The organism is Anabaena azotica FACHB-119 (assembly GCF_014697625.1).
Taxonomy (GTDB): domain Bacteria; phylum Cyanobacteriota; class Cyanobacteriia; order Cyanobacteriales; family Nostocaceae; genus Trichormus; species Trichormus azoticus_A.
Genome location: NZ_JACJSG010000080.1, coordinates 1 through 18,017 on the forward strand (window position 1 = coordinate 1; position 18,017 = coordinate 18,017).

Here is an 18,017-nt window from a genome sequence, read left to right on the forward strand (position 1 = left end):
CATCACAAAATCATTCTCCGTAAGCGCCCAACGCCACGCCGCAGAACACGCGCACTACTGCAAGATATGATGTACCCGGTGACACTAGCTTTCGCACTGAGTATTTGCTTTTCGGGAGTAGGGGCGTTGGGGTCTTGGGGTTTCGAGATCATAGCGGCTAATGTAGACCCGACGACCAGCAGCAGTAAAGAGTGGCGATCGCGCAAGAACATTTGCCTGGGTATGATGCTGGTGGGATTGTCGGGATTTTTGGGTACTGCTCTGGTCGGGGGGATTTTGGGGGGAACAGACGAGTGAGGAAGTTCAGATATGCTGTGTACACAGCAACAGCACTGACAGGGGGAGTTTTTTTAACGGGTGGAGTCATGTACTTGATGGCAGGTACAGCACTGATATTGCTCCACTTACCGATAGAAGGGTTCAAGGGCTGGATACGTGGTTTAGGATTCTTGTTCATCGGCGTAAAGTTGTTGAATTTTGGCTACAACGGTATGGAGTCAGAAATACGCCGCGCCTCACAACAGCTACTTAAAAATATTCCAAAGCCTTGCCGGGGATGCCAGAATTATCACGGCGTGGAGTATGGGGGTGTGATGCTCGTGTGTGCAGTTCATCCTGAAGGCGTGAAGGGGGATCACTGCCCAGACCACCAAAAAACAATAGCCCCTAAAAACTAGGAGCTATTAATCATTGTTAATTAGTAGTTATTCGATTACAGCATTAAACTCAGTTTCTATTGCCTTCCAAGCTTCTTGGTCAAAAAGAAGAAAATTTCTGACTGATTCGGACAGAATTGTATAGCTGTTTCCAGAAGCAATATTAGTTGGGTTTAATGCGCCGCCTAGATAGCTCAATGCCTGGAGGTATTTATCAGAGACATGAAGCAAGGATAATTTTTTCACCTGCTTGTAGTCGCCGGACTTAAACGCAGCGATCGCAGTTGAGTGAAGTTCAGTTTTTGGAGGTATTCCCCTTAAGAGTACGTCTATGGCTTGCTGTATTTTTTCTTGAGTTAATTCACTTGAAGTTGCTACCATTGGTGACTCCTCTTATTAAAACCAAACTTTAGATTGTGCGGCTTCAACTTGACTTTGGTATAAATTGCTCCAGTTGCGCTCAATATGCTCACGGGCTATACGAGAGACATACCCTGCTATGCTGTCATGATCGTAATAAATTCCTAATTGCAGGAAAGCTATATTCTGGGCCGCTAAGGTGATGTAGTTGAGACTTCGCTTGACCCGACCGGATTCAGGTACGGTGATAGGAGACAGTGGATTACCGGGAATGTCTTTAGTTATGATCTCGCCTTGATAGGGGGGCATTCCTTTCATACCACCAGATAAAACAATGTCTACCCACTGTTCGGAGCTTAAACCCCTAGATTTTGCATCAAACTTAGCTAATTCTAGGAAGTAGTTCCTATTTCTCCCAATGAAGCCGCGCACGTACTGATTGATTAGGGATGATTCTTTGTCGCCTGACACCTTACAGAAAAGTTGCACCTTCTCGTGGTCTTCAGGCGTTAAGTAATAGTAAGAAATTGGAAAATCTTGGGCTACCAGTAATGTTTCTTCACTCGACATGACCACTAGTTTAAGGTTTACTGCACTAATATTACCTCAAGTAGTCTATTTTTAGGCTATGTGATATTTTTAAATCAAAGCGATCGCCCCCGTCAAAAGAAAGCGATCGCTACCACCCCTAAAGCACAAATCAATAGGAGGGTTAGTATATGCTACCAAGACAAAGGCTCGCTGACATCGCACCGATAGCATTTTGTCGTCAAATAAAATCACTAATGACGGGAATGCCAATAGAACAAGTGATCATGTGCGAAGGAGAGCGCGGAACATTTAAAGAATATTGTCTAATATTGTCTCGCGCGTTGGGAGTCCCGTTAAAAACAATACAAACCAAATGGGGGCCTGGAATCGAGTTTCCTAATATGCCAAAGAGATTACAGAAACTGTTGAACTATGTTTTATACTACTACGCTGATAAGTTTCGAGCTAGCATAGCAGCTTAAAGTCAAATCTATTTGATAGCAAAACGCTATCAAATTATTTACCCGCAACCGTGCGGGTCTTTAATATATAGACATAACCTTTTCCGGAAATGAATCGGAAAAGGATCGGAAAAGGATCGGAAAAGGACAAGAAAAGGTCGAAAAAATGGTGGTTTTAGAAGGGACAGTTGACGTGCTTCCATCGCCCATAACCCGCGAAGAAGCTGCAAAAAAACTGAATCCACCTGTAGGAGTCAGACAATTGACAAATTATTTGAATTTGGCGCGACTGTACGTCAAAGGATTTGAGGAGTTCAATAGTGTTGATGGAGGATTGAACAGACACGCAAAAATATACGAATGGCACATCCCGACACTGCAAAAAATCAGACAGATGTCGTCTTGGCAAATAGGTATAAAACAACTTGAACTAGAACTATCCAAAGGAACTTGTAATGACAACTATTAAAGAATTTGCCGAACAACGAGGAATTAAACCAGGGAAGTTAGTTGATGAGTTTAGAAAAAAATACCCTGGTCAAGGTTGGACTGTTCATTCAGAACTACCAAGTGAGTTTGTGCAAACAGCACAAAATTTTGAGGAGCAGGTGACAAACCAATCCCAGCAAACCCAAAGTGCGCCTGCTGCGGGGATGGGAGAAGGACAGATTACTAAGGCGGACGAGGCGTTAGAACAAGCAAGTTATAAGTTATCCCAAGCAGATCAAGCAACGCTAGCAGAAGCAGCAGAAACCCAAATGCTGCAATCTGATGTATTGGGGACAGCGTATGGTGTGCAGGCAGGGTTAAAATTCACTTCTTCCTTCGTAAAAGGAAGGGCAAGTGTTTTAGAAGTCATTACTGAAGAAAACCTCAACCATACTGAAGAATGCTTGAGTTCAGTTGATGATTCAATGCTAGAACTAGCAAACCAATCTACAGAAATATTGGGAAACTCCATCAGACTCAGAGAAAAGACCAAGGCCAAAAGGCAACAGCTACTAGAACGGGTCAACAGGCTAACCAGTCGGATCAAAAGCAGTTAAATCCTTTATTACTGTTATCAGTCGCTCTACAGCTACAAACTGAAATTTGTGCCGATTTAGCCCAAATTGAAGTGCTAGAAGACATTACCAGTGAACTAGAACAAATCGAATTAAACCAAAGGAGGCGAAAGATGATAGTTGATGTAGTGGCAGATACTCTCGGACTGGGGTCAATGTTTGGCGCGATCGCCGGCTCTGGATACTTGGTGGCATCGGCAGCAGTAGCAGCACTGGGAACAGCCACTTTACCATTCACCCTCATAGCAACAGCCGGAGCGATCGCACTCGTTCTACAAGGGAAAGCCAGAAAGTAAGCAGTATGGTAAGGGTATATAGGGTATATAAAGTTTCTTACCAAGACGACGAAGCTGTTGGGGAAACATCTATACACTCATCGGGTGAAGTTACTAGACTCCAGGCGAAAGAGCTAATAACCGAGCAACTTCGAGAGAACAATATTTATGCAGGTGAGGTAGAAATAACCTCATTTGACGAAGTAAAAAATCCGATACTTAAGTTGTTTTATCAGGTAAAGTCATGGATTACGGAGTAGCAATCAGAAACCCAGTAGCAGGGCATAGCAGTACCATAGATGCCAAGTCCTTAGAGTGGGGCGGATTCCAAAGTGATATTCTGGGTTATTTGTCGGATATCAAGAACTTAGAGCAATTTGCCGATTTAGCGAACAATGCCTGTGAACTAGCTGAACGTCTTGACCCATTCTTAGAGAATGCCCGCTTGATGATGGAAGCGATGAAAAAGCTTTCAGAAGGGCAGATAACATGGACTGAGTTGAGAAAGCAATATGGTTCGGCTGTAGCCAATGCGATCGCTAAAGCCAGAAGGTTAGATGCCGAGTTTTCCAGTGAGATGGAACGTCTGGACGCACAAGACCGTTCCAGCATGGCGTTAATTGAGCAGAAGCGCAAAAACGCACTGATTGAAATCGCCACAGGACTCAAACAAGACTTAGAAGCTGAGTTGTGGCGACACGAGCAAAGTATCACCAACATCAATAGTCGCAATGTAGCGCGGGAGGAACGTGAACAAGTGACAACGGGACTTAGAGAACAGCGTCAAGCACTACTAAACCGTGCCAGATACGGTTCTAGAGCATTGAACCCAGGGCAAGCACAGGAAGTCATCCCGGTGCAGGTAGCCCAACCGCCTGTAGCTAACAGTGTCTCGGCAACTGGAGAACAACGGGGAGGCTGGGGGACTAACCTGCGAAATCTATGGAACAGCTTGGGCAACAGATAATACAATTCGCTGCTTTTCGCAATTGTTTGTAAGAGCGAAATTCTATGTTTCATGATGTTCCATCGTTGTTTCATCCTGTTCCGGCGCTGTTCCATCAGGTTATGCTCTGATGCTAAAAACCCTTACTAGATCACTGTTTCATCATGTTCCATTTTGTTTCGGTTCTGTTCCATTGTTGTTCCATCCTGTCTAACCGTAGTCAACCTAATTCTCTAAAATTAACCAGCAGTTCTAAATTGAAAAACCTTGTCAAATCAAGCTTTTTCAATTGCGAATTGCGAATTGCGAATTGCGAATTGGTTGTTGTTCCATTCTGTTCCGGTTCTGTTCCATCTCTGTTCCAGAATTAGCAAAAAATCACTCATACCTGGAACAAAGTTATGTTAGCTAAAAACCAAGCACCACAAGAGTTTAGACCGTTTGTTCCCCAAAGGATGGAACAGATGGAACAGGAACACAAACCCGATTTACCCCCCCAAAAACCTCCAGAAAACAATAAAACCCGTGCGTTCCGTCGAGCGGGTAACGTCTGCGAGATTGTAGCGGGTACTTGTTTGAATAGTGCTATTGTGTTTACCTTCCACTTAATGCAGGTTCACCCAATAGGCTTGTTACTAGCGGTGGGTACTGCCCACCTTTATTTCACTGCCACTGCCATCGGGGAAGGCTCGGACAAAGCAGCTACTAACATCATGACTGGATTATCAGCCTCTTTCGCCATCTTCTGCTCACTGTCTGAACCGGTGGGTGAGTGGTGGGAGGCAAGACAATCAAAAGCGATCGCACAAACCCAAATACAACAGATGTACAACCCCAGTACCGGGAATAACCTGGACTGGGGACAAGTGGGACAATGGGGTGCGATCGCACTTGTATTAATCGTTTTATTATCTGTACTTAGGAGTAAATAAAACTTGTCCTCAAATTTTTTGGTATTTCCGGTCAGATCCGATCAGATCCGGTCAGATCCGGAATCGATCAGAAATAAGAGCAGGAGAAATTCAACACAGCAAATAGTTACCTTATTAAAGCGCAACTAAAAAGGTATAAGTTCAATGTAACCCTTTAGCAAGGATTATGACAGATTGATATGGAGTTTCTCACCAATGTCCATAGCGAAATAGAGCGATCGCAAAAATCGGACTTGATTGATAAGTTCGATAAATACCCGTTTGACAAGAAGTTAGTCCTGATTGGGTTAGGATTGGTAGGAGGGGTATTTTGTGGAGCTAATGCTTGGAGGGGAGAAATCAGCGATCGCCAGTTCTTCTGTATTCAGCCGCCACAAGGTGAACTCCAGTGCTATGACAAGAACAATCGCCACTACCGGATGACAAAGTGGCATTGGGAACAGTGGGGCAAAGAGGGTAGACCCAGAACTGTAATTGCTCAAGATTATGTCAAAGCCTCGAACCCATACAAACCATACTGGGCATTTGGTGCATTTGTATCATTTGCCGTATCTGGGTGGCTGCTGCGGCACTTACAAGATACTGAGAGCAAGTTATCAGTATTTCAGGAAATTCAACACAAGACGGCTGTTGCTCAAGCCGAGATGGAAGCTAAGTTATCACTGTTTGACACCCATGCTCGGTTAGCGATCGCAGAAGTTGAATTAGCTGCTGATTTAGAATTAGCCGCAAACAATCGTACAGTTGATATACAACGTGCAGAAATTCTGGGTGAAACTGAGATAGAAGTAACGAAACTGGATGCCCAAGATGCACTGTTTGAGGCTCAAACCGCAGGGATGAGTGACGAGGAGAAACGCGAGTATATCGAGTTCATCCGTCAGCAAAAAACTCCTTACCTTTCGGGGACTCAAAGCATCGACTCTGTTGCTAATCCCAAAGATAAAGTTGAGGGTGAACAACAAACACAACCACTAACTGGTTCAACCACCGCAAATGGTAACGAGTCTGATACCAGTGTCGTAGCGCAGATTTTGGGGAGAGTAGCGCGTGAGGATGGCAGCACGGCCTTGTGTGGCGACCCTGGTACAGGTAAAAGTACGATTACCCGCGAGTATATTCGCCAAGTCTCAATTAATTGCCCAGATGCAGATATTCGCGTGTTGGCAGTGAAGAATGACAGCTTCTGCGGTTTGCGTGAAGCCGGTCGTGTCACAAGGTTTATTGGTGAGGGGGCTGTAGCCAATGCTAAAGAGTTTTTCTTAGCTGTTCGTGATGTCTACCGTTCACGCTTAGAAGTAGAGAGCTTGGAGGAGCGCAAGAAGTTAAAACCATTCATCGTTATACTTGATGACTGGTTAACCATCTCTGCAAAACTGAACAAAATCAAGCCAGAGAATTTAGGGTTTGATTTTGGGGAGATACTGTTTGACATCCTCATCATTGGCAGAGAGTACAATATGAAATTCTTTGTCAACCTGCACTCACTCAACCTCAAGGCCATCGGTATCAAAGAGATGGATCAGAACACCCGCAAAATCTTACGCTTGCTATTGCTGGGCAATCGTTACCGTCAAGATGGGCGTGAGATTGATGCTTATGGTGTGATTGAGCAAGCCATTATGGGTAATCAGGTGATTACTCATGAAGATGACAAGACAAAGGTGCGATCGCGCTACACCCAACTAAAAGCCGAATCACGTCAAATCTTCCAGCCTGTGATGTTCGCTTTTGTTGGTGAATATTATCTGGGAATTGTACCAAAGTTCGTTGGTGAACAAATTATTTGTTTCCCACCTTTAAATCAACAACCCGTTGAGTCCGTAACTGAAGATGAGTTGGAACCAGTTGATGATGTGTTTGCAGGCATCCTTGACAATGTACCTGTGGTCAATAACCATCTTTCACCCATTGCTCATGCGGTTGTAGAAATCATCCGTTCTGGGAAAAAGGTTCCTACTAGTTTTGAAACTATCAGAAACTCCAGATATTGGACTGATGGTCGATGGCACGGAGAAAAACCCTCAATCGGCCAAATAGATGATGCGATCGCTCAATTAATCCAATGTGAAATCGCCGCCGGAAACAGGGACGAAGGTTACATTTTATTTAACAATGCGTAAATCTATAGGTGAAATATGGCCCAGTTAAAAGTTTTCTCGAATAGTGGAGCATTAATTGGTTGTCATAACTTCAATGATACCGATAAGGTAGCACAACACAATTTGATTGCTTGCCGTGAATCTCTAGTTAACAACTCACTAAGCATCACCGTTGAACAAAATGGTTTCACTATTTTGATAGACAACAGAACTTGCCTCATCCAACCACCCTCAGATGAATAAATCTCCACAATTCAAATATGCCGAGGGCTGGCACACGAGGTCTAGACTCACTCGGCAGATACAACCCCTCTGCACAAATAATCCTTTTCACGGGAGAGCGACTATCGTACATCATCTGTACTATCGGCGATCGCTCATTCGTCGGATACTGGGAATCTTCTTTTTGCATTTCCCCCACGCATCAATATCTGGTTGCGAAATTCCGGGGATTGATATTGTGCCTGTGTGCGATCGCTGCCATCAAAATTTTTACGGTAGGTCAGGAGAGCGCTGTTCTGTTCATCACCCTTCGGTCTGGAAGCAAAAAGGGGGAATTAATAATCGTCAAGTTGAACTAAAAGTGTGGGAATTGAGGATCAAGTTCTGGTTATTAGTTATTGGGAGAATTTGTAAAAATGCAATTACTCGAAATCGCCAAAGTAAAACTCGCCGCTAAACCCACTCAACCTTTCCAACGGGTATCCATAGTCCGGCGCAAGCAACCCGACTGGGACGAGTGCGAGCGCGGAGGGTATCGGAACATCGGACGGGCTGAAGAAGGGTTTTCTAGGTTTGTAAAGGATACGAATAATGTTCGTACCCCTGGAAGTAGTTGAAGTTGTATTTATAGATTTGTCCAACAAGAAAGTGAAGTTTAGCAGTACCGGGCGCTTGTCCGGTATTGTTTTTAGAAGGTAAAATATGAGTGATAATATCAAACTTAAAGCTGTTCCCCAAAGATATAGAAGTAGCCGCGTCCAGGCTTACGAAGTCTATGGCGGCTATGAGATAATCATCATCTGCTATCCCATAGAGCCGGATGGTGAAAAACGCTACTTTTTCTACATTCAAGATGCTCAATCAGAAGTTGTCGGCGACAACTCCAAGGGCTATGGCGAAAGATGTAGTGAGGATGCACTTTCTGAAGCCAAGGAATATATTGATATACTAAATATCCCAGTTTAGTTATCAACATGAACACAAATTATACTCATCCAGGTGAGGAGCGAGAATACAAAAACTGAAGGAGCGATCGCACAACAATGACTGGACAAATTTTAAGAGACATCGAGTGTGAAAATACAGGCAAAATTCTGTTCCGCCAGGGTCAAATAGTCGAGTGTGGCTATCATACGGATATGGGAAAAATCTCAGACGAAAAGACCGATTTTATCTGTGCGCGACAGTGGTTATTGGTGGTAGAACAACCACGTTGTATGGCAGAGGTGGATTTTCTCACCTCTGAAGATGTATTGGTTCTTGGTGAAGTTGTTTGACACATGAGGCGACAGGCGATGGCGCAGAGCGCCCAGCTTCGCTGATCGCATGAGAGAACTCGCCCTAATCCACGACCCCCACTACCGAGCTAACCCCAGCCTCAAAGACTTTGCCGAAGTTTTACGCAGCCCCCAAAAGTGGAAGGCTTTTCACATAGCGGTGGAATTGCATCGGAATGGCTCCAGACCTTGGGTAGAGTAGAGGGAAGTGGAAGGCGCGATCGCCAAGAGAGCCGAAAATAAAAAAATATCTGTAATTATTTTTGATGACTAAAAATGTTAAAAAATATTTTAGCGAGACTACAGGAACATTATACGACAGAGTTACCCAGCCACATTAACCCAGGTGTGGCAGCAGCATTCACAGTCAACTGGATAACTTTACCAGTAGAGGCTCAAAAGCTAGCAATTTTCATGACAAACTGGTCGCCTGGAGAAATAATCAACTGGGGGGAAATTGAAGATACCGCGCAGCGTGAAGGAATAGGGTCAATACTATGCTGCAATCAGATATTAGTAGAAGCCAAAATTTTGTATGAACCATATCCTGGCAAAGTCTTATTACCAGCAGTTGTTTACGACCTAATTAAATTAAAATCAGTCAAACATATTTAAGCTACAGGCGATCGCCTGAAAAATTTTAATTTACTTGAACAACATAATGAAATATCGTACCAATATTCGCGTTCCCAAACCCTCAACTAAAATTGAGCAAGAAAAAGTATTACCTACAATATTCTTAAAAGAGTATTCCACTATTGAAATAGACAAGTCGGGTTACATACGGATATCTCACCCGGATTTTGATTACAATCAAACCCTTTGGTCAATCGACGATTTGCAAGCAATAATAGCGTTTGAACCATTGGAATTTGATTCAAACTTGATTACCACTTTCATGCGATCGCAGATTCCTATAGTTATATTAGATAGTCAGGGAGGAGTATTAGGAAGAATTGAACCAAGCTACAAAATACGACCTGACATTCTTCAAGCTCAATCATTAATGAGTTCTGAACAAAAAGTTAGAATTATGCAGGCGGTAGCTTGGAGCAAACTGAGAAGATTAAGGCGTTTCCTGTCTCGTTCTTCACGCGAAAATAGTGAGGAATTAACAGAGGCTTGCCAAAGATTGAAGGAAGCAATTAATCTTGTTTATCGCCAAGATAATGTTGATTCACTGCAAGGCATGATAGGGCATGGAATGTTATTATTTTATAATGCCCTGCCCTCTTGTTTAAACCAAGATTGGCGATATACAGGAAGGCGCGAAAATTCTCCAATTGTGAGAATGTTAAATTTTAGTAATAAATTATTAGAAGAGTCGGTAAAAATAGCCATAAATTCAGTTGGTTTGAACCCAGCACATGGCTACTGGCATAGTTCCTATAAAAGTCAGTTAGGCTTAGTAGCTGATTTTGTGAGTGAGTTTCAATTGTTTGCTGAAAGTGCTGTAGTTCGAGCCTGCAATCGTGGCCAAGTTGTTCCCAAAGATTTTGACAACTGCTGGGACAGCGAACATTTGCCAAAAATTGCTGTGAGTGCGATCGCTGATTCCTTTGAGAAGAAAATGAACGAGCGTTTCACCTATCCACATACCAACTTAAACTGTTCTTATCAAGAATTGCTGTACCTACAGGCGAAACAGTTAACTTGGTTTTTAACTGGCGAAATTGATGAGTATTACTCACCAGATATTAAGTAAACTAACAGTGTTAAAGAGCGATCGCACACTACAAAGCTTGGGCTGAGTCATCTGTTGCCAGCCGAGGAACCTCCATCAACTGCGTCAACCTATAGGTGTTTTTTTCGGTCTTTGATTTTTTGGAGTTCAATCCCTTGCACTGTAGGGTTTTCCAGCTTTTTCTGGTCACAAGAGGTTGACGCAAAGTTCCAAAGCCATGCCAGGACTGGGTTTCGGCTATTTTTGAGAGAATGTCTCTTGACACCCCAACGGCTGAAATGATATTTTATCTCTAGGTCTACGAAAACTGTACCTTGAAAACCAAATATGCTTTAGGTTTGGGAAACGAGCAGTTACAAAACCTACTAATCCCTATCAGGGATTGAAACAGGGTTTTGGATGCCAATCTTGATAAAACCTCTAAGTTACAAAACCTACTAATCCCTATCAGGGATTGAAACTAGGCTATCAAGCCGAGGTGGGAGCGCGGGTAAGTTACAAAACCTACTAATCCCTATCAGGGATTGAAACTTTCAAAAAACGCATTAACCTGATAGGATTGTGTGTTACAAAACCTACTAATCCCTATCAGGGATTGAAACTACCTCTAAATTAACTGACACACTCAAGTAGTTCGAGGTTACAAAACCTACTAATCCCTATCAGGGATTGAAACAAGGATAGAGCAGACTGAAAACTCATTGCAACTTGTTACAAAACCTACTAATCCCTATCAGGGATTGAAACTATGGCTAGTAAGTGTACTTGAGAACGGTACTATTGTTACAAAACCTACTAATCCCTATCAGGGATTGAAACTCTAGTAGTTGTATGTATTTTTCTTTCTTCTTCATGTTACAAAACCTACTAATCCCTATCAGGGATTGAAACTTTTGAGAAAAAAGTAGGAAAGTTAAAAACTTAATGTTACAAAACCTACTAATCCCTATCAGGGATTGAAACAATTTGCTGTATTTTCATATTACAAATTGAAAAAAGTTACAAAACCTACTAATCCCTATCAGGGATTGAAACATGGACAATCTTAATGTATTAAAGATATATACCATGTTACAAAACCTACTAATCCCTATCAGGGATTGAAACTAAAGATTTATTAGAAGGTTATCATTATAAAGTGGTTACAAAACCTACTAATCCCTATCAGGGATTGAAACAGCAGTCTAAGTATGCTGTAGCGTACCAAGATTTAGTTACAAAACCTACTAATCCCTATCAGGGATTGAAACCAGCTATACTAGATATACCATATACAGATACCTCGAAGTTACAAAACCTACTAATCCCTATCAGGGATTGAAACTCACCAAGTAAAATGGTATTCCCAGGAATGGTTGGGTTACAAAACCTACTAATCCCTATCAGGGATTGAAACTTCTTATGATTTAAAATTAATCCTGGGGATTAATTTGTTACAAAACCTACTAATCCCTATCAGGGATTGAAACCCTTCTGGAGTGGTATCGATATTTAGCTGTGCAGGTTACAAAACCTACTAATCCCTATCAGGGATTGAAACTCGCCCAATTCAAGTTCCTTGGCTTCATTTATAAGGTTACAAAACCTACTAATCCCTATCAGGGATTGAAACCGGGAGTTGACCAGGGCTAAGGTTTCGCAAGCGATCGGAGGTTACAAAACCTACTAATCCCTATCAGGGATTGAAACTCCCGATCAAGATGTCCCTACTTTCTGGGGCGCGCAACGTTACAAAACCTACTAATCCCTATCAGGGATTGAAACTTTGTATGCGCTTAAGAGGTCTTCAAAGTTTGTAGTTACAAAACCTACTAATCCCTATCAGGGATTGAAACATTGGTAGCAGAAGGTAAGGTATTAAACTGTAACGTTACAAAACCTACTAATCCCTATCAGGGATTGAAACACTTTAATCCGATGGGTAAAGCATTCGCTGGAAAGTTACAAAACCTACTAATCCCTATCAGGGATTGAAACAATATAAAACTTTCTCTGACTTTTGCATTCGGAATGTTACAAAACCTACTAATCCCTATCAGGGATTGAAACGCTTTCTCTTCCATTTATGGATATCAAAAAACTAGTTACAAAACCTACTAATCCCTATCAGGGATTGAAACTTTTTGACCCACGAAGTAGCCAAACGCCAAGCAGCCAAAGTTACAAAACCTACTAATCCCTATCAGGGATTGAAACTGAGTCTGCCGCTAGAAAGGAAATCATTATTAGAGTTACAAAACCTACTAATCCCTATCAGGGATTGAAACGGCGCAGTTGGTTGGGCCACGGCAAGACCTTTCCAAGTTACAAAACCTACTAATCCCTATCAGGGATTGAAACAAGCATTTTTTGCCATTGCAAACATAGCAAGGCATTTGGTTACAAAACCTACTAATCCCTATCAGGGATTGAAACTTATGGACTTATCTCCTATAAAAAGGAAAATACTAGTTACAAAACCTACTAATCCCTATCAGGGATTGAAACGCAAAGATAGTTCTTATCCTTCTTTTGAAATTATTAGTTACAAAACCTACTAATCCCTATCAGGGATTGAAACTAAATGTTGTGGGTGTAGCATCTGTAGTTTTAGGTTACAAAACCTACTAATCCCTATCAGGGATTGAAACACATACCATAAGCCGCTAGCATCAGGAATAAGGTTACAAAACCTACTAATCCCTATCAGGGATTGAAACTTGACTTTCTGGAAGAGCAGCAGGTATTGCCTACGTTACAAAACCTACTAATCCCTATCAGGGATTGAAACGAGAAATACCCGTTTGAACTTGCAGAAGATTATATGTTACAAAACCTACTAATCCCTATCAGGGATTGAAACTCCCATCGTCAGTAGTACCCATTGCCTCTGTAATTGTTACAAAACCTACTAATCCCTATCAGGGATTGAAACCATGACGCGATCGCGGAGCTAGTGAGAATTGTTGGTGACAAAATCCCCAAATCATTATCAATGATTGAAACTGGTGATTTGACATCGCTTTTAAACTCCAACCTTTTATTGATGGGGTTGCAACAACCTCTGCCACAACCGCGTGTACCTTTGCTGATCATCCGTGGTTCGTACAGCCAGGGCGATCGCTTTCTTGGAACCAACGACGATCGCCAACTTCCTCGCGCGAGTCAATGCCGTATAAAACAAATTCCGCGAAAGCATGACATAGTGTTGCATGAACAGTGGAAATATAATCACTGGGAACTCACTGCCCTGACTACCCTGACCAAAAGAATCGAGTTACTGTCCCAAGTATTCAACTGAAACAATTTTGTCAAAAAAATAATTAGCGTCAATGGTTTTTTGAATACTTTCTGGTAAATAAGTCTGATGATGTACACTAAAATCAACTAGCTTTTGAAGGTGGAAGTATGTACATTGGATTTTTCTCCTAGCAGCGAGGTGAACAAAATTATATTGGTAGCTTGCATTGGCACTTAATCCTTTACCTTTAACACCCCGTGTATTCTTAATAGTTGCCTTGAACTCATTAATTAATTGAGTTCCAAATGGGATGACATCAATATTTGCTTTCCCTTTCTCAATTGCTCGTTTTACTAAAATTGATAAGAGTCTAGATTTTCGCTCAATTACAAAATTGACTCGTTTGCTAAAAGGAATAACACTTGGCCCGGAAACTGCAACTTTATGATGCCTTTCTCCTTGGCTACTTAATACAGACACAATCCCAAGAGAGAGTAATAGACTGTGAACCTCCTCAACCAACTTTCTAGATGAAGATGTAAAGCGAGTATTAGTTTTCCCTACTGAACCATCAGTATCAAACAACCCGCGTAAATATGCTGCTCGAACTTTTGCAGTCGCACTAAAAATAACATGAGGTGTTTTTTTGTTAAATGCCAAAGCATAATCTAGCCCTAAGTTTTCTAACCAATTACGAAAAGGTTTGCATATAAAATAAATACGGTAATGATTTCTTTTACTTTTTACACTTACCTTTAAACCAAATCCTTCAAATATGGATACGTATTTCCTAATTAGCTCTAAGTCCTGATTAGTAATCTCAATTGTGCCATCACGACGATCACGATATGAACCATCACCAATCATAACTCCTAAAGCCCAGGCTAAATCCTCTGTTAGAGTATTCGGAAGTTCAAGAATATGCTTGTAATATCTACTCATTTTTTGGTAATCAATTTCCGGCAATTCTACAATTTTTCCATCAATATTAAAACGTTCAATACAAGCGAAATTACCTGGAGAAATTTCTGTAACTTTCTTAAAATGTGGCATTTCCTTTTCGGAAGCGACAAGCAAAGAACCATCTGTAGGAATCTCGATAGTATATCCGCATCGAGTTAGTACACGTACAACTTGTTTGTCTCTATGCTGAATACAAGCTAGTTCAGCAACAGATTTATTTTTATCAATGTACGGCTGAATTTGTCTATTGTTTTGAACAGTGCAGATTTGCAGTAATGACATAGCAACTTACCACAGGCTTGAAATTATGTTATGTAGAGATAAATTTGTAAAAATACGTTATTTGCACAAGGGAAAATCTGACTATCCCACCAAATAACTAATAACTTGCGGGTCTATCGCCGCAATCCGCTTTCTAATTGACGCAGGTGGATTTTGGAAAAACCGCTTTAAATCCCTACTTCTAACCTGATAACAGTGAACAGAGCGCTTTTTCGCTTTAAGCCAACCCTGTCTCACCCAATTTCTGATAGTCGTTGGATGTAAACAAAGATTTTTAGCTATCTCACTACAGCTATAGTTATCAAGGGTGGGGCGGATAGAATAACCAAGTTTGTACAATTTACAAGCGATCGCTAACTCGGTACGGTAATATCCTCGTCTTTTGAGGCGGAAAGCGATTTGCTTTACAGTGAACATCTCCGCCATTTGTTCAAGTGTTGTTAATTCTTCTTCACTCCATTTTCTGTACATTGATAAACCTCAAAAACTCATCAAAATTGAAATTAAAATTTTGTAGTGGCGACTTAAATGTGAGTTACTTTTGCTAAAGCTCTTAAAAGTTGGGGGAAAATTTCAGACGTTCACCCGTACTAAGTCTTTTTCCCTAACAAGAGAAAAACGATCACAGATAATACTTGTCGGCACAAGCGTTGGTGAACGCCACTCCACGAGGTAATACCAAGCGCTATCTGCAACTTGGACACCTAACACTAGACGCTGCTTCGTTGTAGGTGGATTACTAACGAGCATGACGCGATCGCCGATAACGTAAGCTGGATTTCTCACAGTGTTCGGTTCGATGCGCCCAGTGGCAAGAATCTCGTCTTTGGTCGCGAGTATGACATCATTCTCAAATTCGATGAAATAGACCCACTCGCCTTTACTCCACCCAAATCCAGAGCAATATCCAAATGTCCGCGAAGCCCTAAGATAAACTCTCTCCCACAAATTGACACCAAGCCTTGGTATTTCCAGTCCCCAAGGCGGAGACAAATACCAGCACCTTTCTAGAAGAGTAATTTGCTCAGTCATACTTTCCCCTTTAAAAGATGATTAATAGCCTCTGTGTCAAGCGCATCAATCCGCTTTTTAATTTGTTGTGGAGGATCACCTAAAAACTGTTTGAGATGGGCTATCCCGATTTCGTAATGCTTCGGACACCGTTTGTTAACCTTGAGCCAACCTCTATTAATCCAAAGACGGACGATGGATAAATTCAAATGAAGAACACTAGCGACTTGATGACATTTATAGTTGTGTGAGTCGGATACTTGCTTAGTCATGCGCGTAGTAAAATGTTAAGTCCATGAATAATCGCAGTCGCCCGAATTTTCAGTATTTATTCGGGCGAGTTTCTTCTAATCAAAAACCTTGGCTATAGCAGCAGATTGTTGATTGGTTTCTAACTCATCCTTGAGATAAGACAATGCAGTTTGGGCATCACCCACAGTTAGATCAGGCTGATAGTCAAGTGCTAGATAATCCGGGTGTTGGCTAATCTGTTTAAGAATGACTTGGGCCGCATCAATAAATGACTGTAGAGTGGGTGGAGATTCCCAAGATTTCTTTTGCGCCTGGGTGGGTGTTTCTTGCTGTTCTCCAGGTTCATCTGTCGCCACAGTTGCAGTTACAGGAATCGCTCTCAGCAGGGACTTCATGTGTTCAAGCTGGCGTGAATAGTAGTCAATCTCTGCGTGAAGTTGTGTTTTTAATTGCTCTGGGGTGAGTAGTTTTACTTTGTCCTCTAGTTGGTGTTCTTCATCCTCCTGATTCTTGTCAGGCAGCATGACATATCGCCAACCCTCACCGTACTGTTTGCCAAGATAAGTATCTGGGGCGTAGTATTTCAGTCCAATAATTTCGCCCTGTTCGGTGCGTTGTCCAAAGATATAGCCTGGATAGTTCCAGTGTTTGGGAATTGATATAGGTTGCATATTTGTGATTGGTGAATCAATGATTAGTTAGGGGAAGGGGGAAGGGAACGAAGAAGAATCCCTTTACCCTTTACCCGTTACCCTGATTTACGCTGCAATTACTTCTGGTACTGGCTCATAAGTCTGTAGCCTCTGCCAGTCTTGAGCCGTTAACATCTCAAACGGCAGGTCTAGCAACTGCTCACAGTCGTCAACTTCTGCATCGCCTGACTCGGACACGGGTACAAGCGCTCGCACCGCATCAAACACCGAGTTAGAATACTGCGCCTTACCGGAGCTACCCTCAATTACCCACCAGTTTCCGTCAGTGCATCCGACTTCTCCCAGCTTGAGGTCGTTGTGGTAAATGCCATCATCAAGAATGTCCAAGCCGTACTTTTGGCACTCATTGAAGATATGCACCATGATTCGGTTTTCGGTGGAAGAAACGGAGTGCAGAGGGGAAAAGTCTTCTTCCTCAAATGGCTTCTGGAGGAGCAACATTCCCTGCTGATAGGCTTGCTTGACGTAGCTGTGACATCTAGCGGGTGTGGTGTCCCGGTAAATCTCTTGCCCGTTGATCATCACTCGCCAGTACAAATCTTGATAATTGTCGTGGTCGTACTCAATGCTGGCTACCAGTTCACCATCAACGATTAGTTCTTGATCATGGAAGGAGATTTCTGCAACCCTGGGAACTTCGGGATATTCGATTGGTGCAGGTAATGGGGTTAGGAGTGTACCATCTTTGTGATGCCATTCTACGTAACGCAGGCATCGGGCGATTGTATTGTGGCGGAATTGTTCTTCGCCCCGTACCATGACAACCCAGGGTTGCGTGACAAACTCGGCGTTATCGTAGGTGATGTATGCAATGAGTTGATTACCCGCGTACATTTCAAAGTGGTGCGAGTGGATTTCTTGGATTGTCAGGCTTTCGGGTGCTACAGCTTGGGCTTGGGTTTCCAGGTGGTTGTATAACTCAGCTTGGGCTAGGGTTTGTTCATCTATTGGGGTGCGGTTAAAGCTTTTAGGTGCTTGCTGTCTCTGCCTTGTGTAGGTCATAATGAGGATCTCCTGCCTCGTAATGGGGTTAGGTGTTCACAAAGGGCGATCGCTAGTTTTCCAG

The 18,017-nt window shown here is 42.3% G+C and carries 25 protein-coding genes, 1 pseudogene and 1 CRISPR repeat array; of the genes and pseudogenes, 16 read left to right on the plus strand and 10 right to left on the minus strand.

What is annotated here, in order from left to right; all coding sequences use genetic code 11:
- Positions 1-297 (plus strand): hypothetical protein (locus tag H6G83_RS32785; protein ID WP_190480014.1); only part of this gene is annotated, 297 nt, incomplete at its 5' end.
- The gene (locus tag H6G83_RS32790; protein ID WP_190480017.1) at positions 294-677 is read left to right on the plus strand and encodes a hypothetical protein; all 384 of its coding nucleotides are present in this window, start codon (positions 294-296) and stop codon (positions 675-677) included. The genes H6G83_RS32785 and H6G83_RS32790, both read left to right, overlap by 4 nt.
- Positions 678-704: 27 nt before the next feature.
- Here H6G83_RS32790 and H6G83_RS32795 read toward each other — a convergent pair whose 3' ends face one another.
- The 3 genes from H6G83_RS32795 to H6G83_RS32805 form a co-directional block, all read right to left on the minus strand.
- Positions 705-1,037, minus strand: a complete 333-nt coding sequence (locus H6G83_RS32795; RefSeq protein WP_190480019.1) for a hypothetical protein — start codon at positions 1,035-1,037, stop codon at positions 705-707.
- 15 nt (positions 1,038-1,052) lie between these two features.
- The gene (locus H6G83_RS32800) at positions 1,053-1,586 is read right to left on the minus strand and encodes a transposase (protein ID WP_190480021.1); all 534 of its coding nucleotides are present in this window, start codon (positions 1,584-1,586) and stop codon (positions 1,053-1,055) included.
- 69 nt (positions 1,587-1,655) lie between these two features.
- Positions 1,656-1,817, minus strand: coding sequence for a hypothetical protein (locus H6G83_RS32805; RefSeq protein WP_190480023.1), 162 nt, complete (start codon positions 1,815-1,817; stop codon positions 1,656-1,658).
- Between the two features lie 357 nt (positions 1,818-2,174).
- Here H6G83_RS32805 and H6G83_RS32810 point away from each other — a divergent pair, with 357 nt between their 5' ends.
- The 14 genes from H6G83_RS32810 (at position 2,175) to cas1 (ending at position 10,531) form a co-directional block, all read left to right on the plus strand.
- On the plus strand, positions 2,175-2,477 hold the full coding sequence (locus H6G83_RS32810; protein ID WP_190480026.1) for a hypothetical protein: 303 nt from the start codon (positions 2,175-2,177) through the stop codon (positions 2,475-2,477).
- Positions 2,464-3,054: a hypothetical protein gene (locus H6G83_RS32815; protein WP_190480027.1), complete on the plus strand. Its 591-nt coding sequence runs from the start codon at positions 2,464-2,466 to the stop codon at positions 3,052-3,054. Before H6G83_RS32810 ends, H6G83_RS32815 begins: the two co-directional genes overlap by 14 nt.
- Before the next feature lie 71 nt (positions 3,055-3,125).
- Positions 3,126-3,368, plus strand: a complete 243-nt coding sequence (locus tag H6G83_RS32820) for a hypothetical protein (protein WP_190480029.1) — start codon at positions 3,126-3,128, stop codon at positions 3,366-3,368.
- Positions 3,369-3,591: 223 nt separating this feature from the next.
- Positions 3,592-4,314 carry a hypothetical protein gene (locus H6G83_RS32825; RefSeq protein ID WP_190480031.1) on the plus strand — a complete coding sequence of 241 codons (723 nt, stop codon included), beginning with the start codon at positions 3,592-3,594 and terminating at the stop codon, positions 4,312-4,314.
- A gap of 380 nt (positions 4,315-4,694) precedes the next feature.
- The gene (locus tag H6G83_RS32830; RefSeq protein WP_190480035.1) at positions 4,695-5,225 is read left to right on the plus strand and encodes a hypothetical protein; all 531 of its coding nucleotides are present in this window, start codon (positions 4,695-4,697) and stop codon (positions 5,223-5,225) included.
- Positions 5,226-5,404: 179 nt separating this feature from the next.
- Complete coding sequence (locus H6G83_RS32835; RefSeq protein WP_190480037.1) at positions 5,405-7,348, plus strand: ATP-binding protein; 1,944 nt, start codon at positions 5,405-5,407, stop codon at positions 7,346-7,348.
- A 15-nt stretch (positions 7,349-7,363) separates the two neighbouring features.
- On the plus strand, positions 7,364-7,570 hold the full coding sequence (locus tag H6G83_RS32840) for a hypothetical protein (RefSeq protein WP_190480039.1): 207 nt from the start codon (positions 7,364-7,366) through the stop codon (positions 7,568-7,570).
- Complete coding sequence (locus H6G83_RS32845; RefSeq protein ID WP_190480041.1) at positions 7,563-8,006, plus strand: hypothetical protein; 444 nt, start codon at positions 7,563-7,565, stop codon at positions 8,004-8,006. Before H6G83_RS32840 ends, H6G83_RS32845 begins: the two co-directional genes overlap by 8 nt.
- Positions 7,966-8,166, plus strand: coding sequence for a hypothetical protein (locus H6G83_RS32850; protein ID WP_190480044.1), 201 nt, complete (start codon positions 7,966-7,968; stop codon positions 8,164-8,166). The genes H6G83_RS32845 and H6G83_RS32850 overlap by 41 nt, the downstream gene beginning before the upstream one ends.
- Before the next feature lie 85 nt (positions 8,167-8,251).
- Complete coding sequence (locus H6G83_RS32855; RefSeq protein ID WP_190480046.1) at positions 8,252-8,515, plus strand: hypothetical protein; 264 nt, start codon at positions 8,252-8,254, stop codon at positions 8,513-8,515.
- Positions 8,516-8,592: 77 nt separating this feature from the next.
- Entirely contained in the window at positions 8,593-8,826 is a 234-nt protein-coding gene (locus H6G83_RS32860) for a hypothetical protein (RefSeq protein ID WP_190480048.1), read from the plus strand.
- 49 nt (positions 8,827-8,875) lie between these two features.
- Positions 8,876-9,028, plus strand: a complete 153-nt coding sequence (locus tag H6G83_RS32865; RefSeq protein ID WP_190480051.1) for a hypothetical protein — start codon at positions 8,876-8,878, stop codon at positions 9,026-9,028.
- Between the two features lie 74 nt (positions 9,029-9,102).
- Positions 9,103-9,441 (plus strand): hypothetical protein, encoded by a 339-nt coding sequence (locus tag H6G83_RS32870; RefSeq protein WP_190480053.1) that lies wholly within the window; start codon positions 9,103-9,105, stop codon positions 9,439-9,441.
- A 46-nt stretch (positions 9,442-9,487) separates the two neighbouring features.
- On the plus strand, positions 9,488-10,531 hold the full coding sequence (gene cas1 / locus H6G83_RS32875; RefSeq protein WP_190480055.1) for a CRISPR-associated endonuclease Cas1: 1,044 nt from the start codon (positions 9,488-9,490) through the stop codon (positions 10,529-10,531).
- 331 nt (positions 10,532-10,862) lie between these two features.
- Positions 10,863-13,424: direct repeats of the CRISPR family, unit length 37 nt; unit sequence GTTACAAAACCTACTAATCCCTATCAGGGATTGAAAC.
- A gap of 105 nt (positions 13,425-13,529) precedes the next feature.
- Here cas1 and H6G83_RS32880 read toward each other — a convergent pair.
- The 7 genes and pseudogenes from H6G83_RS32880 to H6G83_RS32910 form a co-directional block, all read right to left on the minus strand.
- A pseudogene (locus tag H6G83_RS32880) lies at positions 13,530-13,745 on the minus strand (ATP-binding domain-containing protein); the annotation flags it as partial.
- Between the two features lie 21 nt (positions 13,746-13,766).
- On the minus strand, positions 13,767-14,975 hold the full coding sequence (locus H6G83_RS32885) for an LAGLIDADG family homing endonuclease (RefSeq protein WP_190480057.1): 1,209 nt from the start codon (positions 14,973-14,975) through the stop codon (positions 13,767-13,769).
- Between the two features lie 81 nt (positions 14,976-15,056).
- Complete coding sequence (locus H6G83_RS32890) at positions 15,057-15,446, minus strand: MerR family transcriptional regulator (RefSeq protein WP_190480059.1); 390 nt, start codon at positions 15,444-15,446, stop codon at positions 15,057-15,059.
- A 102-nt stretch (positions 15,447-15,548) separates the two neighbouring features.
- Positions 15,549-16,007 (minus strand): DUF1392 family protein, encoded by a 459-nt coding sequence (locus tag H6G83_RS32895; protein WP_190480061.1) that lies wholly within the window; start codon positions 16,005-16,007, stop codon positions 15,549-15,551.
- Positions 16,004-16,258, minus strand: coding sequence for a MerR family transcriptional regulator (locus H6G83_RS32900; RefSeq protein ID WP_190480063.1), 255 nt, complete (start codon positions 16,256-16,258; stop codon positions 16,004-16,006). The genes H6G83_RS32895 and H6G83_RS32900 overlap by 4 nt, the downstream gene beginning before the upstream one ends.
- Before the next feature lie 75 nt (positions 16,259-16,333).
- The gene (locus H6G83_RS32905) at positions 16,334-16,909 is read right to left on the minus strand and encodes a hypothetical protein (protein ID WP_190480065.1); all 576 of its coding nucleotides are present in this window, start codon (positions 16,907-16,909) and stop codon (positions 16,334-16,336) included.
- Positions 16,910-16,996: 87 nt separating this feature from the next.
- On the minus strand, positions 16,997-17,953 hold the full coding sequence (locus H6G83_RS32910) for a hypothetical protein (RefSeq protein ID WP_190480068.1): 957 nt from the start codon (positions 17,951-17,953) through the stop codon (positions 16,997-16,999).
- Between the last annotated feature and the right edge of the window lie 64 nt (positions 17,954-18,017).

What these genes read in the sequence shown, in the direction of transcription:
- H6G83_RS32795 (WP_190480019.1), bottom strand. Translation starts at nt 1,037, where the DNA reads ATGGTAGCAACTTCAAGTGAATTAACTCAAGAAAAAATACAGCAAGCC.
- H6G83_RS32800 (WP_190480021.1), bottom strand. Translation starts at nt 1,586, where the DNA reads ATGTCGAGTGAAGAAACATTACTGGTAGCCCAAGATTTTCCAATTTCT.
- H6G83_RS32810 (WP_190480026.1), top strand. Translation starts at nt 2,175, where the DNA reads ATGGTGGTTTTAGAAGGGACAGTTGACGTGCTTCCATCGCCCATAACC.
- H6G83_RS32815 (WP_190480027.1), top strand. Translation starts at nt 2,464, where the DNA reads ATGACAACTATTAAAGAATTTGCCGAACAACGAGGAATTAAACCAGGG.
- H6G83_RS32825 (WP_190480031.1), top strand. Translation starts at nt 3,592, where the DNA reads ATGGATTACGGAGTAGCAATCAGAAACCCAGTAGCAGGGCATAGCAGT.
- H6G83_RS32830 (WP_190480035.1), top strand. Translation starts at nt 4,695, where the DNA reads ATGTTAGCTAAAAACCAAGCACCACAAGAGTTTAGACCGTTTGTTCCC.
- H6G83_RS32835 (WP_190480037.1), top strand. Translation starts at nt 5,405, where the DNA reads ATGGAGTTTCTCACCAATGTCCATAGCGAAATAGAGCGATCGCAAAAA.
- H6G83_RS32840 (WP_190480039.1), top strand. Translation starts at nt 7,364, where the DNA reads ATGGCCCAGTTAAAAGTTTTCTCGAATAGTGGAGCATTAATTGGTTGT.
- H6G83_RS32845 (WP_190480041.1), top strand. Translation starts at nt 7,563, where the DNA reads ATGAATAAATCTCCACAATTCAAATATGCCGAGGGCTGGCACACGAGG.
- H6G83_RS32850 (WP_190480044.1), top strand. Translation starts at nt 7,966, where the DNA reads ATGCAATTACTCGAAATCGCCAAAGTAAAACTCGCCGCTAAACCCACT.
- H6G83_RS32855 (WP_190480046.1), top strand. Translation starts at nt 8,252, where the DNA reads ATGAGTGATAATATCAAACTTAAAGCTGTTCCCCAAAGATATAGAAGT.
- H6G83_RS32860 (WP_190480048.1), top strand. Translation starts at nt 8,593, where the DNA reads ATGACTGGACAAATTTTAAGAGACATCGAGTGTGAAAATACAGGCAAA.
- H6G83_RS32865 (WP_190480051.1), top strand. Translation starts at nt 8,876, where the DNA reads ATGAGAGAACTCGCCCTAATCCACGACCCCCACTACCGAGCTAACCCC.
- H6G83_RS32870 (WP_190480053.1), top strand. Translation starts at nt 9,103, where the DNA reads ATGTTAAAAAATATTTTAGCGAGACTACAGGAACATTATACGACAGAG.
- cas1 (WP_190480055.1), top strand. Translation starts at nt 9,488, where the DNA reads ATGAAATATCGTACCAATATTCGCGTTCCCAAACCCTCAACTAAAATT.
- H6G83_RS32885 (WP_190480057.1), bottom strand. Translation starts at nt 14,975, where the DNA reads ATGTCATTACTGCAAATCTGCACTGTTCAAAACAATAGACAAATTCAG.
- H6G83_RS32890 (WP_190480059.1), bottom strand. Translation starts at nt 15,446, where the DNA reads ATGTACAGAAAATGGAGTGAAGAAGAATTAACAACACTTGAACAAATG.
- H6G83_RS32895 (WP_190480061.1), bottom strand. Translation starts at nt 16,007, where the DNA reads ATGACTGAGCAAATTACTCTTCTAGAAAGGTGCTGGTATTTGTCTCCG.
- H6G83_RS32900 (WP_190480063.1), bottom strand. Translation starts at nt 16,258, where the DNA reads ATGACTAAGCAAGTATCCGACTCACACAACTATAAATGTCATCAAGTC.
- H6G83_RS32905 (WP_190480065.1), bottom strand. Translation starts at nt 16,909, where the DNA reads ATGCAACCTATATCAATTCCCAAACACTGGAACTATCCAGGCTATATC.
- H6G83_RS32910 (WP_190480068.1), bottom strand. Translation starts at nt 17,953, where the DNA reads ATGACCTACACAAGGCAGAGACAGCAAGCACCTAAAAGCTTTAACCGC.